This window comes from Pseudonocardia sp. ICBG1293, assembly GCF_020131355.1.
Lineage (GTDB): Bacteria > Actinomycetota > Actinomycetes > Mycobacteriales > Pseudonocardiaceae > Pseudonocardia.
The window spans coordinates 157,025-170,138 of the sequence record NZ_JAHLEL010000007.1 but is presented as its reverse complement, the minus strand read 5'-3'; the positions used below and the strand labels follow the sequence as shown (position 1 = coordinate 170,138).

General features: G+C 76.3%; 12 protein-coding genes. 7 read left to right on the top strand and 5 right to left on the bottom strand.

Annotated elements, in window-relative coordinates; all coding sequences use genetic code 11:
* Positions 1-19 precede the first annotated feature (19 nt).
* Complete coding sequence (locus KPF47_RS04225) at positions 20-2,374, top strand: AAA family ATPase (RefSeq protein ID WP_224387087.1); 2,355 nt, start codon at positions 20-22, stop codon at positions 2,372-2,374.
* A 112-nt stretch (positions 2,375-2,486) separates the two neighbouring features.
* Here KPF47_RS04225 and KPF47_RS04220 read toward each other — a convergent pair whose 3' ends face one another.
* Complete coding sequence (locus KPF47_RS04220) at positions 2,487-3,200, bottom strand: LytR C-terminal domain-containing protein (RefSeq protein ID WP_224387084.1); 714 nt, start codon at positions 3,198-3,200, stop codon at positions 2,487-2,489.
* 16 nt (positions 3,201-3,216) lie between these two features.
* Entirely contained in the window at positions 3,217-3,534 is a 318-nt protein-coding gene (locus KPF47_RS04215) for a DUF3263 domain-containing protein (RefSeq protein ID WP_100878847.1), read from the bottom strand.
* 202 nt (positions 3,535-3,736) lie between these two features.
* Between KPF47_RS04215 and KPF47_RS04210 the strand changes: the two genes are divergently transcribed.
* Positions 3,737-4,318, top strand: a complete 582-nt coding sequence (locus KPF47_RS04210) for a peptide deformylase (protein ID WP_224387082.1) — start codon at positions 3,737-3,739, stop codon at positions 4,316-4,318.
* 120 nt (positions 4,319-4,438) lie between these two features.
* On the top strand, positions 4,439-4,711 hold the full coding sequence (locus KPF47_RS04205) for a hypothetical protein (protein ID WP_224387080.1): 273 nt from the start codon (positions 4,439-4,441) through the stop codon (positions 4,709-4,711).
* Between the two features lie 6 nt (positions 4,712-4,717).
* Here the strand turns inward: KPF47_RS04205 and KPF47_RS04200 are convergent, their stop codons facing one another.
* Together KPF47_RS04200 and KPF47_RS04195 are read right to left on the bottom strand one after the other, a co-directional pair.
* Positions 4,718-5,362, bottom strand: coding sequence for a response regulator transcription factor (locus KPF47_RS04200; RefSeq protein ID WP_224387078.1), 645 nt, complete (start codon positions 5,360-5,362; stop codon positions 4,718-4,720).
* Positions 5,359-6,522 (bottom strand): sensor histidine kinase, encoded by a 1,164-nt coding sequence (locus KPF47_RS04195; protein WP_224387076.1) that lies wholly within the window; start codon positions 6,520-6,522, stop codon positions 5,359-5,361. Before KPF47_RS04195 ends, KPF47_RS04200 begins: the two co-directional genes overlap by 4 nt.
* Positions 6,523-6,644: 122 nt before the next feature.
* Here KPF47_RS04195 and KPF47_RS04190 point away from each other — a divergent pair, with 122 nt between their 5' ends.
* Both KPF47_RS04190 and KPF47_RS04185 read left to right on the top strand, forming a co-directional pair.
* Entirely contained in the window at positions 6,645-7,457 is an 813-nt protein-coding gene (locus KPF47_RS04190) for an ABC transporter ATP-binding protein (protein WP_374108792.1), read from the top strand.
* Positions 7,454-9,577 (top strand): FtsX-like permease family protein, encoded by a 2,124-nt coding sequence (locus tag KPF47_RS04185; protein WP_224387072.1) that lies wholly within the window; start codon positions 7,454-7,456, stop codon positions 9,575-9,577. The genes KPF47_RS04190 and KPF47_RS04185 overlap by 4 nt, the downstream gene beginning before the upstream one ends.
* 54 nt (positions 9,578-9,631) lie before the next feature.
* On the opposite strand, the gene KPF47_RS04180 is transcribed toward KPF47_RS04185, so the two are convergent.
* Positions 9,632-10,063, bottom strand: a complete 432-nt coding sequence (locus tag KPF47_RS04180) for a nitroreductase family deazaflavin-dependent oxidoreductase (protein ID WP_224387070.1) — start codon at positions 10,061-10,063, stop codon at positions 9,632-9,634.
* 199 nt (positions 10,064-10,262) lie between these two features.
* Here KPF47_RS04180 and thiC point away from each other — a divergent pair, with 199 nt between their 5' ends.
* Together thiC and thiD are read left to right on the top strand one after the other, a co-directional pair.
* Entirely contained in the window at positions 10,263-11,900 is a 1,638-nt protein-coding gene (gene thiC / locus KPF47_RS04175; protein WP_224387068.1) for a phosphomethylpyrimidine synthase ThiC, read from the top strand.
* Between the two features lie 196 nt (positions 11,901-12,096).
* Positions 12,097-12,948 (top strand): bifunctional hydroxymethylpyrimidine kinase/phosphomethylpyrimidine kinase, encoded by an 852-nt coding sequence (thiD, locus tag KPF47_RS04170; protein WP_139318905.1) that lies wholly within the window; start codon positions 12,097-12,099, stop codon positions 12,946-12,948.
* Positions 12,949-13,114 lie beyond the last annotated feature (166 nt).

Below are 13,114 nucleotides of genomic sequence, written 5' to 3'. Positions count from 1 at the left end.
CCCCACCGGAGGAACGCCCGTGCTGGAGCTCGTCGCCCGACTGGCCCCCGCGGCCGCCGACGCCCGCCGCGGCGTCGTCCGGCTGCACCCCGAGGTGCTGGCCGCGCTCGGCCTGCGCTCCTGGGACGCGGTGACCCTCAGCGGGTCCCGGGTCACCGCGGCGCTCGCCGTCGCCGGGGAGCCGGGTGACCCGCACGGCCAGGCCCGGCTGGACGACGTCACGCTGTCCAACGCGGGGCTGACCGACGGGGCGACCGTGGTCGTCGCGCCGGCACCGGTCACCGCCGCCCGCGAGGTGCGCCTGATCGGGTCCGCGCTGACCGGCGCGACGGTCGCACCGGCGACCCTGCGGCTGGCCCTGATGGGCAAGGTCCTGGTGCGCGGTGACGCCGTCTCGCTGCTCCCGCAGGACATCGCCCCGGCGCCGGGCTCCGACGCCCGCTCGGTGCGCCGGGCGCTGGCCGCGGCCGTCGGCGGGACGTGGACCTCGGAGCTGCTGACCGTCGCGGTCGCCGACCCGGCCGGTCCGGTCGTGGTGGCGCCCTCGACGGTGGTGGGCTGGCAGGGCGGCCGGGACACCGGCGACCCCGACCCGGCCGTTCCCGGCCCGCCCCGCGTCCCCGGCCCGGCGGCCGCCGGACCGGGCGGCTCCGCGGCCCCGGCCGCTCCCGGGGCCGGCACCGCGGGCCCCGGCGGCGGACCCGACGCGGGCGTCGCCGCGCCGGCGACCGGGGATGCCGGGGCGCCGGACGCGCCCGCCGTGGCCGGGGAGCCCGTGCTGCCGCTGGAGGACCTCGCCGCGAACGAGGCCGTCGCCCGTCGGCTGCTGGACTGGTTCGAGCTGATGTTCCGCCGTCCGGAGCTGCTGACCCGACTCGGTGGCGACGCGCGTCTCGGCGTGCTCGTCTCCGGGCCGGAGGGCGCGGGCAAGGCCACCCTGGTGCGCAGCGCCGCCGCGGCCGCGGGTGTCCGCTGCGTCGAGCTCGTCGCCCCGGCCGTCGCCGCCGTCGAGCCGGCCGCCGCGGCCGAGCGGGTCCGGGCGGCGATCGCCCGGGCCCGCACCGGTGGGTCCGGTGCGACGGGTGCCGACGGTCCCGCGGTGCTGCTGGTGCACGACGCGCACGCCCTGCTCCCCGCCGCCGACCCGCCGCCGCTGGCCACCCTGGTCCTCGACGAGCTGCGCGCGGCGACCGCGCCCGGCGGGCCGGCGCTCGTGGTCACCAGCGCCGAGCCGGAGGCGCTGGACCCGCGGCTGCGGGCCCCCGACCTGGTGGACCGCGAGCTGTCGGTCGGCCTGCCCGACACCGCGACCCGGCGTGCGCTGCTGGAGCGGCTGCTGGCCGACGTCCCCCGTGCCGACGACGTCGACCTGGGCGCGGTCGCCGCCCGCACCCCCGGCTTCGTCGTCGCGGACCTGGCCGCGGTCCGCCGGGAGGCCGCGGTGAGCGCGGCGCTGCGCGGCAGCGGCGCCGAGCCCACCGAACAGGTCCACCAGTCCGACCTGCTCGACGCCGTCGGCTCGGTCCGCCCGATCTCGCTGTCCGATGGTGGCACCCTCGGCAGCGGCGGGCTCACCCTCGACGACGTCGGCGACATGACCGAGGTCAAGGCGGCCCTGACCGAGGCGGTGCTGTGGCCGCTGCGCCACCCGGACTCGTTCGCCCGGCTCGGGGTCGACGCCCCGCGCGGGGTGCTGCTCTACGGCCCGCCGGGCGGCGGCAAGACCTTCCTGCCGCGGGCGCTGGCGGGGTCGGGCGACCTGAACGTGTTCGCGGTGAAGGGCGCCGAGCTGCTCGACAAGTACGTCGGCGAGTCCGAGCGTGCGGTCCGCGAGCTGTTCCGCCGGGCCGCCGAGGCCGCCCCCGCCCTGATCTTCCTCGACGAGGTCGACGCCCTCGCCCCGCGCCGGGGCGGCTCCACCGACGCCGGGGTCGCCGACCGCGTCGTCGCCGCGCTGCTGACCGAGCTGGACGGGGCGACGCCGCTGCGCGAGGTCGTCGTGGTCGGGGCGACGAACCGGCCGGAGCTGATCGACCCGGCGATGCTGCGCCCGGGCCGGCTGGAGCGGCTGGTGTTCGTCCCGCCGCCGGACGCCGACGCGCGGGCGGACATCCTGCGCGCGGCCGGTCGCGACGTGCCGCTGTCCGACGACGTCGACCTCGGCGCGCTCGCGGCCGAGCTGGACGGCTACTCGGCCGCGGACTGCGCCGCGCTGCTGCGCGAGGCCGCGCTGACCGCGCTGCGCGAGTCCCTCGACGCCGGCGAGGTGACCGCCGCGCACCTGGCCACGGCACGTCGCACGGTGCGGGCGTCGCTGGACCCGGCACAGGTCGCGGAGCTGGAGGCCTACGCCCGCCGCCGCAGCGACGGCTGACCCACCGCGGGGGACGGGGCACCGCGCCGCACGGCACCCCGCAGCACGGCACGCCTGCAGCACGGCGAACGGCCCCGGACGGATTCGTCCGGGGCCGTCGCGGTCGGTCGGGTCAGGCGGCGGAGAAGTCCCGCGTGACGATGACGATGACGCCGGGCGTCGCGTCCTGGATGCCGTCGAAGCGGGGCTCGGCGCGGATGCCGAACTTCGTCGCGATCTCCTCGGCCGCGGCCTTCTCGGCCGTGCCCTGCCGGTAGTAGACGGTCGTGGTCGGGATGACGCCCTGGGAGTAGTTCTGCACCTGGGAGACGGTCCAGCCGTTCGAGCGGAACTCCCCGGCGGCCTTCTCGGCGAGGCCGCGGACGGTGGAGTTGTTGTAGATCCGGACGACCGGACGGGCCGCGACCGCGGACCCCTCGCCCGCCGCGCCGGGCCCGGAGCCGCCCTGGCCCGCCGCGCCCGGGCCGGCCGGGGCCGGCGGCGGGGCGACGGCCGGGCCCGCGCCGTCGTACCCGGGGGAGCCCGGGGTGCCGGGTGCTCCGGGGGTGAACGGCGAGACCTCCCCGGGGGTGCCCGGTGCGGGCGTGGCACCGGTGCCGGGCTCGGTGCCGTCGCCGGGGGTCGCGCCGTCGGTGCCGTCCTGGCCCGGCGCGGGGGCGGGCTCGGCCGACGCCGACGGAGGCGGGGGTGCGGCCTGGTTGCCGCCGTCCTCGCCACCACCGGTGACGCCGATCAGGCCGACGACAGCGGCGACCACACCGACGCCGACCAGCGCGATTCCGGCGATCTTCAGCGGTGACTGTCCACCGGACGCGGGTGCGGTCATCGTGACCTCCTGGCTGTCAGGGCTCGAGGCCGAGGCGGCGGGCGGCGCGGGTGCGCTGCCTGCTGGAACGCAGCCGACGCAGGCGCTTGACCAGCAGCGGGTCCACCGCCAGCGCCTCGGGCTTGTCGACCAGGGCGTTCAGCACCTGGTAGTAGCGGGTGGCCGACATGTCGAACAGCTCGCGGATCGCCTGTTCCTTGGCGCCCGCGTACTTCCACCACTGGGCCTCGAACGCGAGGATCTCGCGTTCGCGACGGTCGAGCTCGCGGGGGGACGCGGCAGCGGTGCGACGGTGCGCTCCGCGGCGCTCCGGCAGGGACCCGGCGGACTCCATCACGCTCCTCGAGCGGACGACGATCTCGTGCTGCGGCGGCCCCGCCCGGGCCCCACGACGACGAACGACACGTCTGTCATTCGCGGTGCGGATTCAACCACAGGGGACCGACGGTGCCGGGGCGCGACGCGCCTGGAGGGCGGGTCGAGGAGACGGAACCGCCCGGCCGGGTCACGTCCGGCGGCGACCGTACCCTGCTCCGGTGACGGTTCTGCGCATCCGCATGGTCGGCGACCCGGTGCTCCACACCCCCACCCGCCCCGTGGAGACGGTCGACGACTCGGTCCGGACGCTGGTCGAGGACATGTTCGAGACGATGGCCGCGGCGAACGGCGTCGGCCTCGCGGCCAACCAGGTGGGGGTGGACCTGCGGCTGTTCGTCTTCGACTGCCCCGACGAGGAGACCCGCACGATGCGGCGCGGGCTGGTGGTCAACCCGGTGCTGGAGACCGACGGGATCCCGGAGGTCATGCCGGACCCGGACGACGACCAGGAGGGCTGCCTGTCGGTGCCCGGCGAGAACTTCGCGACCGGCCGGGCGGAGTGGGCCCGGGTCACCGGTACCGATCTCGACGGCGAGCCCGTCGTCCACGAGGGGCGTGGCTTCTTCGCCCGCTGCCTGCAGCACGAGACCGACCACCTCGACGGGCGCCTGTACCTGGACCGGCTGATGGGCCGCCACCAGCGTGCGGCGAAGAAGATGCTCAAGCGCAACGGCTGGGGGGCACCCTCGGACTCCTGGGACCCGTCGGCCGTCGACGCCGAGGACGTCCCGCGGGGCTGAGCCCCCGGGACGACCCCGAGGTCGGACCGGGGTCTCATACCCGGGTACTAGGGGTCGACCTGGGAGAACCGGCCCCGCGGCCGATGTGGGGACCCACCCCGGGCGGGCACCGTGGACGCCATGGTGCTCACGATCCTCGCCGTCCTCCCGGTCCTCGCCGTGCTGCTCGTGATGGCCGCGCAGCCGCTGTTCGAGCTGTGGGACGCCCGCGCGTCCGAGCGCGACGCCGCCCACCCCGGTGCACCGGCCCCGCTGTCCGACGACACGGTCGCGCCGCTGCCGGTCGCGCCCGCCGCGTACCCGGAGGCGCTGGGCGACGTCGCCGCGGCGCTGCGGGTCCCGGCGCCCCGCCGCCCGCTCGTCCCGGTCGCCCGGCCCGCCGCGCGGGCCTGATCCCGGCTACTCGACCAGCCGGTTCTCCCACGCCCACGCCGCGATCTCCACCCGGTTGCGGGCGTCCAGCTTGGACCCGATGTTGGCGATGTGGGTCTTCACCGTGGACAGCGACACGAACAGGTCCCCGGCGATCTCGGAGTTCGTCCGGCCCCGGGCGACCGCCTTCACCACCTCCAGCTCGCACGGTGAGAGGGTCGCGTGGACGTCGGCACGGGCCGGCTCCGGCTCGGTCAGCCGCTCCAGCAGCCGCACGGTGACCGACGGCGACACCAGGGCGTCGCCCGCCGCGGCGGCCCGCACCGCCTCGACGAGCAGCCGCGGGCCCGCCGTCTTGAGCAGGAACCCGCAGGCGCCCGAGTGCAGCGCGCCGTAGACGTACTCGTCCAGGTCGAACGTCGTGACGACCACGATCCGCGGCGGGTAGGGGTCCGCGGCCAGCGCGCGGGTCGCGGCGATGCCGTCCATCCCGGGCATCCGGACGTCCATCAGCACCACGTCCGGGCGCAGCTCCCGGGCCCGTGCGACGGCGTCGGTGCCGGTCGCGGCCTCGCCGACGACCTCGATGCCGTCCTCGGCGGACAGGATCAGCCCGAACCCGGTGCGCACCATCTCCTGGTCGTCGGCGAGCAGGACCCGGATCGCGCTCACCGGCCGCCCCCGACCGGCACCTCGGCGACGACGATCCACCGGCCGGGGCCGTCCGCGCCCGCGTGCAGCGACCCGCCGAGGGCCTCCACCCGCTCCCGCATGCCCGCCAGCCCGTACCCGCCCGGGTCGCGCAGCGGGTTCTCCGTACCGGTCCCGTCGTTGTGCACCACGGTCACCAGCCTGCCCGCCTGCAGGTGCACGCCGACCGACACCCTGCTCGCGCCGGGTGCGTGCCGGTGCACGTTGGTCAGCGCCTCGCGCACCACCCGGAACGCGGTCGCCGCGACGGCCGGGCCGAGCCGGGCCGTCCGCACCTCGGGCGCGACCTCCAACCGGGTCCGGCCGCCGTCGGGGTCGAAGCGGGCGACGACGTCGTCGATGTCGTCGAGGCCGTGCCCCGGGGTGCGCTCGGCGCCGTCGCCGGTGTCGTCCCCGGCCCCCGAGCGCAGCACCCCGACCATGCGGCGCATCCCGTCGAGGGCCTCGGCGCCCGCCCGCTCGATCGCCTCCAGGGCCCGGCCTGCCTCCTCGGGGCGACTGCCCGCGACGACCACCCCGGCCTGTGCCGCCACCACGATCGCGGTGACGTGGTGGGCGACCGTGTCGTGCAGCTCGCGGGCCAGCTCCAGGCGCTCGTCGTTGCGGGCCTGGGCGAGCCGGGCCGAGCGGCGCTGCCACAGCTCGCGCGCCGCGGTCGCGACGACCATCGTGCCGGCCCAGCCGACCACGGTCATGCTGGCGAACACCTCGCGGTCGACGCCCGGCACACGCAGCAGCGGCATGGTCACGATGACGCACAGCGAGACCGCCGCCGTCGCGAGCACTCCCCGGACCGGTGCGGTCCGCACCGTCGACACCGTGACCACGGCCAGCGCGAACAGCTCGGTCAGCGACACGAACGGGATCCCGCCGGTCACCACCGCCGCGACCGAGCCGCCCGCGGACAGCCCGAACGCGACGACCGCGACGGGGCCCGGCCGGGTGCCCGGCCGGTACCGCAGGAGCACCACGCACGCCACGAGCAGGCCGTACACCGCGCCGCTCGGCACCACCGGTCCGATGGTCAGGCCGAGCAGGACGTCGCACCCCGCCCAGAACAGGTAGGCGAGCAGCTCGAACCCGGCCAGGAGGGGCCGGCCGCGGCGTGTTCCGGCGTTCATGGGGCTCACGGTAGGGCGCACCGTGATCCGTCGACCTCGGTCGGAAGTACGACGACCCGTCCGGGGAAGCCCCTACCACGGGCCGATGTCGGGGACCCCCTCCCGACGGCACCGTGGCCGTCATGATCGAGGGGTTGAGGAATCCGGCCGACGTGCCAGCGCGGGTCGCCGCCGCGCCGGTGAACCTGGTCCGCACCTACGGGAACGGCCGGGCCGCGGTCCGGGCGCTGGACGGGATCACGCTGTGGCTGCCCGCGGGCCGGTTCACCGCGGTGATGGGGCCGAGCGGCTCGGGCAAGTCCACGCTGCTGCACTGCCTGGCCGGGCTGGACCGGCCGACGTCGGGGCAGGTGCTGCTGGGCGACACCGACCTGGGGAGCCTGACCGACACCGCCCTGACCCGGGTGCGCCGCGACCGGATGGGCTTCGTGTTCCAGGACGGCAACCTGCTGGGCCATCTCACGGCGGGGGAGAACATCGACCTCGCCGCCTCGCTGGCCGGGCGCCGGCCCAACCACGCGTGGCGGGCCGAGCTCGTCGAGCGTCTCGGCATCGCCGACCGGCTCACCCACCTGCCCTCGGAGCTGTCCGGTGGGCAGCGTCAGCGCGTCGCGGTGGCCCGGGCGCTGCTGGGCCGACCGGAGATCGTCGTCGCCGACGAGCCGACCGGTGCGCTCGACACCCGCTCGGGCCGCGAGCTGCTGGGGCTGCTGCGGGCCTGCGTCGACGACTACGGACAGACCGTCGTGATGGTCACCCACGACCCGCTGGCCGCCGCCGCGTCGGACCAGGTCCTGCTGCTGCGCGACGGCCGCGCCGCGGGCCGGCTGGACCGGCCCACCCCGGACCGGGTGCTGTCCGCGATGGGCGCACTGACCGGCGCCGACGACCCGGCGACCGCCGACGTCACGATCACCGGTCCGGTGGCCCGGTGAACCCGGCGACCCGCGCGGCGCTCGCCGGCGCCCGGCGCAGCCCGCGCCGGCTGCTGCTGACCGGGCTCGCCGTGCTGGTGGCGACGGTGTTCGCCGCGGCCGCGGTGATCCTCACCGCGACCCTGCGCGGCGACCTCACCGGCGACCTGTCCTCGGTGCCCGCCGGGGCCTCGTTCAGCGTGCGGACCGACGGTGCGGGGGACGGCACGGGGGACGGCGCCGTCGTCGAGCGGCTGCGGGCGGTGCCCGGTGTGGACGCGGTGTCGGCGTCGCGCTCCGGGCTCGTGTCGGTCGACGCGGGCGCCGCGAGCGGCAGCTGGGTGCTGTCCACCGACCCGATGACCGGGCCGCTGCACACCCTGGACCCGCCGACCGCAGGCCGGCTGCCCACCGGGCCGGGGGAGGTGCTGCTCGGGACGGGCACCGCGGAACGGACCGGGCTCGGGCCCGGCGCGACCGTCGGCGTCGGCGGCCGGACGTTGACCGTCACCGGTGTCGTGCCGCTGCGGTACGAGGGCAACGACATGCTCGTCCTGTCCGACGACGACCCGGCCGCCGCCGGGCTCTCCGGGTCCCGGATCGCGGTCGCGGGCGACCCGGACCCGGCCGCGCTGGCCGCGGTGCCGGGGGTCGGCGGGGTGACGACGGCCGACGAGCAGCGCGACGCGGACCTCGCGTCGGCATCGGCGTCGGCCGACGCGCTGCTGGCGGGCCTGTCGGTGTTCGTGGGGCTCGCGCTGGTCGCCGCGGCGGTGGTCGTCGCCTCCACGTTCCGGATCGTGCTGGCCCGCCGCACCCGGGAGCTGGCACTGCTGCGGTGCGTCGGCGCGAGCCGCAGGCAGGTGGCGCGCTCGGTGCTGGCCGAGGCGGTGCTCACCGGGCTCGTCGCCGGGATCGGGGGAGCGGCCCTCGCCGTCGCCGGGGGGTGGGCGGTGCTGGCCGTGGTGGGGGCGTCCGGGACGGACGCCCCGGCGCTCGTGGTGCCGTGGGGACGGCTCGCGGGCTGCGTGCTGCTCGCCGCCGTCGTGACGGTGCTGGCCGCGCTGGCCCCCGCGCTGGCCGCCGGGCGGACCCCGCCGGTGGTCGCGCTGGGGGCCGCCGACGCGACCGGCGCCCGGGCCCCGCGGGCACGGGTCCGGCTGCCGCTCGCCGCGCTCGCCCTGCTCGCCGCCGGGGGCCTCGCCGCCGTCGCGGTGGAGGTCGGCGACGCCCTCCCCGGGACCGCGCTGGCCGCGTTGTCCGGATTGCTGGTGTTCGCCGCGCTCGTGGTGGCCGGCCCGTTCGTGGTGTCCGGCGCGGCACGGGCGGTGGCACCGCTGGTCGCACGGTGGGCGCCGGGCCGGATCGCGGTCGGCAACGCCCGGCGCATGTCGCGGCGGACCGCGGCGATGACCACGGTGCTGTCGCTGGGGGTGGGGCTGACCGCCGCGTTGCTGGTCGCGGTGGCCGGGGCGTCGGCCGACGCGCGGGACGCGATCGACCGCAACTACCCGGCCGACGTCGTCGTGTTCCCCGGGGGCGTGGATGGGGACACGGGTGTGCTCGCGGCCCGGCTCGATGCGGCCCCCGAGCTGACGGCCCGGGTGTCCGACGGCGTCGTGCTCGTCGAGCCGGTGCCGGGGGCGGACCCGGTCGCGGTGCGCTCGGCGGTGGCCCGGGGCGCGGGTGACGCGTCGGCGACCTTCGTCGCGGACATGCGGGAGCAGACCGAGACCGCGGTCGGCGCGGTGCGCGGGGTCGGGCTCGGCCTGGTCGGGGTGACGCTGCTGGTGGCCGTCGTCGGGGTCGGCGTGACCCTGGCGCTGTCGGTCAGCGAGCGGACCCGGGAGATCGCGCTGCTGCGCACGCTCGGGCTGTCGCGGGCCGCGTCGCGGCGCGCGGTCGCGGCCGAGGCGGCACTGGCCGGCGCGGTCGCGGCGGTGCTGGGGGTGGTGCTGGGCGGTGCCTACGGCGTCCTGGCGCTCGCGGCGACCGGGATCGGTGTGCCGGCCGCCGGGGTCCCGGTGGGGCAGCTCGCCGGGCTGGCCGCGGCCGTCGTCGCGGTCGCGGTGGCCGCCTCGGTGGGGCCGGTGCGCCGGGCCGGGCGCATCGAGCCCGCGCACGGCGTCGTCGCGGCCTGAGGACACACCCGCGCGCCCGGACCGGGGGGTCGGGCGCGCGGGTGGCCGCGGGGGTCAGCCTGCGGGCTCCAGCACGAAGACGGGGATGACCCGGGAGGTCTTCTCCTGGTACTCGGCGTAGGGCGGGTAGGCCTCGACGGAGCGGTCCCACCACTCCTGGCGCTCGTCGCCGGTGACCTCGCGGGCCACGAACGTGCCGGTCTGCGTGCCGTCCTGCACCTGGACCTGCGGGTTCGCGACCACGTTGTGGTACCAGGCCGGGTGCTCCGGGGTGCCGCCCTTGGAGGCGATCATCGCGTAGGAGCCGCCGTGCTCGACGCGCATCACCGGCACGTAGCGCTTCTTGCCGGACTTCGCGCCGGTGGTCGTGACCAGCACGATCGGGCGGTCCATGACGGTGACGCCCTCGGTGGTGCCGTTCTCGAGGATCTTCTCGGTCTGCTCGCGGACCCAGTCGGTCGGGGAGAGCTCAGCGTTCTGCGTCATACCGGTGGAGAACCCGATACCACCGGTGATCATTCCTCGCAGCCGGGTGAGGGGCTGGTGTTCGTCGCCGGACGGTGCCTACGGTGCCGGTGCACGACCAACTGAACACGCGGGAGCTCCGTCGCGCGGGGCTGAGAGGGCGACTCGCCGGTCGCCGACCGCAGAACCGGCCGGGTAATGCCGGCCAGGGAGGACCGTCATGACAACGGCACCAGTGCGTCCGCAGCAGGTCACCACCGGCCCGATCCAGGGCTCGGCCAAGGCCTGGATCGAGGGCCCGGACGGCATCACCGTCCCGGTCCGGCGGATCTCGCTCTCCAACGGCGAGCACCACGACGTCTACGACACCTCCGGCCCGTACACCGACTCCGACGCGACCGTCGACCTGCACGCCGGGCTGCCCCGGCTGCGGGAGCCGTGGGTCGGGTCGCGGGAGCCGGGGACCCAGATGTCCTGGGCACGGGCCGGGATCGTCACCCCCGAGATGGCCTACATCGCCGTCCGCGAGCAGTGCGACGCCGAGCTCGTCCGCGCCGAGGTCGCCCGCGGCCGCGCGGTGATCCCGGCCAACCGCAACCACCCCGAGTGCGAGCCGATGATCATCGGCAAGCGGTTCCTCACCAAGGTCAACGCCAACATCGGCAACTCCGCGGTGAGCTCCTCGATCGCCGAGGAGGTGGAGAAGATGGTGTGGGCGACCCGGTGGGGCGCCGACACCGTGATGGACCTGTCCACCGGCAAGGACATCCACGAGACGCGCGAGTGGATCCTGCGCAACTCCCCGGTCCCGATCGGCACCGTGCCGATCTACCAGGCCCTGGAGAAGTGCAACGGGGACCCGGCCGCGCTGAGCTGGGAGATCTACCGCGACACCGTGCTCGAGCAGTGCGAGCAGGGCGTGGACTACATGACCGTGCACGCCGGGGTGCTGCTGCGGCACGTCCCGCTGACCGCCAAGCGGGTCACCGGGATCGTCTCCCGCGGCGGCTCGATCATGGCGGCGTGGTGCCTGGCGCACCACACCGAGTCGTTCCTGTACACCCACTTCGCCGAGCTGTGCGAGATCCTCCGCCGCTACGACGTCACGTTCTCCCTCGGCGACGGCCTGCGCCCCGGCTCGATCGCCGACGCCAACGACGAGGCCCAGCTCGCCGAGCTCGCCACCCTCGGCGAGCTGACGCGGATCGCGCGCGGGTACGACGTGCAGGTCATGATCGAGGGCCCCGGCCACGTCCCGATGGACAAGATCGTCGAGAACGTGCGGCTGGAGGAGGAGTGGTGCGACGAGGCGCCGTTCTACACCCTCGGCCCGCTGGCCACCGACATCGCGCCCGGCTACGACCACATCACCTCCGCGATCGGCGCCGCCCGCATCGCCGAGGCCGGGACCGCGATGCTCTGCTACGTCACGCCCAAGGAACACCTGGGGCTGCCGAACCGCGACGACGTCAAGGTCGGGGTGATCAGCTACAAGATCGCCGCGCACGCCGCGGACCTGGCCAAGGGGCACCCGCACGCCCAGGCCCGCGACGACGCGCTGTCGGCGGCGCGGTTCGAGTTCCGCTGGCGCGACCAGTTCGCGCTCTCGCTCGACCCGGACACCGCGACCGCCTACCACGACGAGACGCTGCCGGCCGAGCCCGCGAAGACGGCGCACTTCTGCTCGATGTGCGGGCCGGAGTTCTGCTCGATGCGGATCACCCAGGACGTCCGCGACTACGCCGAGGCGCACGGGCTGACCAGCGTCGAGGCGATCGAGGCCGGGATGGCGGAGAAGTCCGGGGAGTTCCGCGACGAGGGCGGCCGGGTGTACCTGCCGATCGCCACCGCGGACTGAGGCACCGGACCGGGGCGTGCCCCGCCGGGGCCGCGGGATCCCACCCGCGGCCCCGGCACCGTCTACCGTCGTCGGCGACCACGCACGACGCGGGAGCTCGCGGAACAGGCGGGCTGAGAGGGCGGCCGGGTCCCACCGGGACCGGCGTCGCCGACCGCGTACCGGCCGGGTAATGCCGGCCAGGGAGGACACGTCCATGGAGCCCACCGTCGGCACCACCCCGCCCCGGGTCATGACGATCGCGGGCACCGACTCGGGCGGTGGCGCGGGCATCGCCGCGGACCTGCGCACCTTCGCCGCCTGCGGGGTGCACGGCTGCCTCGCCGTCTGTGCGGTGACCGTGCAGAACTCGGTCGGGGTCACCGGCGTGCACACCGTCCCGGTCGAGACCATCGCCGGGCAGATCGCCACGGTCGCCTCCGACATCGGGCTGCAGGCCGCGAAGACCGGGATGCTCGCGAACGCCGAGATCATCGAGACCGTCGCGCGGGCCTGCGACGGATGCGACATCGGCGCCGGTCGGGCCACGCCGCTGGTCGTCGACCCGGTCGCGGCCTCGATGCACGGGGACCCGCTGCTGGCCGCCGAGGCGCTGGACGCCTACCGGCACACGCTGTTCCCGCGGGCCACGCTGGTCACACCGAACCTCGACGAGATCCGGCTGCTCGTCGAGCACGACGTGCACGACCGCGCGGGCCAGTACGCCGCGGCGAAGGCGCTGCACGCGCTCGGCCCGCGCGCGGTCCTGGTGAAGGGCGGCCACCTCGCCGAGGACACCGACGGCTGCCTGGACCTCCTCTACGACGGCGACACGGTCGTCGAGCTGCCCGGCCCGCGTTTCGACACCGGCCACACCCACGGCGGCGGGGACTCCCTGGCCGCCGCGATCGCGTCCGGGCTCGCCCGCGGGATGGAGCTGGAGGCGGCGGTGCGCTTCGGGAAGCGCTACATCGTCGAGGCGGTCCGGCACGCCTACCCGCTGGGCGCCGGGCACGGCCCGGTGTCCCCGCTGTGGGCCGTGCGGCCGTGGTGGGAGGAGGACGACTGACCCTGCGCGCCCCCTTGGATGCGAGATGGATGCGATCTCAACAAATCCGAGGTCGGGAACGACCGGGCCCCGGCGGGCCGCAGATGCGGATCCCGGCTCGCGCGTCGCTCCGCGAAGGGTGCCCTGACCTGGGGATCGGTCGCTGTGGTCTGCATCGCACTTGCCG

Bases quoted from the DNA above. Each gene is read 5' to 3' on its own strand.
- KPF47_RS04190 (WP_374108792.1), top strand. From the start codon at position 6,645: ATGATCGAGGGGTTGAGGAATCCGGCCGACGTGCCAGCGCGGGTCGCC.
- KPF47_RS04220 (WP_224387084.1), bottom strand. From the start codon at position 3,200: ATGACCGCACCCGCGTCCGGTGGACAGTCACCGCTGAAGATCGCCGGA.
- thiC (WP_224387068.1), top strand. From the start codon at position 10,263: ATGACAACGGCACCAGTGCGTCCGCAGCAGGTCACCACCGGCCCGATC.
- thiD (WP_139318905.1), top strand. From the start codon at position 12,097: ATGGAGCCCACCGTCGGCACCACCCCGCCCCGGGTCATGACGATCGCG.
- KPF47_RS04205 (WP_224387080.1), top strand. From the start codon at position 4,439: ATGGTGCTCACGATCCTCGCCGTCCTCCCGGTCCTCGCCGTGCTGCTC.
- KPF47_RS04195 (WP_224387076.1), bottom strand. From the start codon at position 6,522: ATGAACGCCGGAACACGCCGCGGCCGGCCCCTCCTGGCCGGGTTCGAG.
- KPF47_RS04215 (WP_100878847.1), bottom strand. From the start codon at position 3,534: ATGGAGTCCGCCGGGTCCCTGCCGGAGCGCCGCGGAGCGCACCGTCGC.
- KPF47_RS04180 (WP_224387070.1), bottom strand. From the start codon at position 10,063: ATGACGCAGAACGCTGAGCTCTCCCCGACCGACTGGGTCCGCGAGCAG.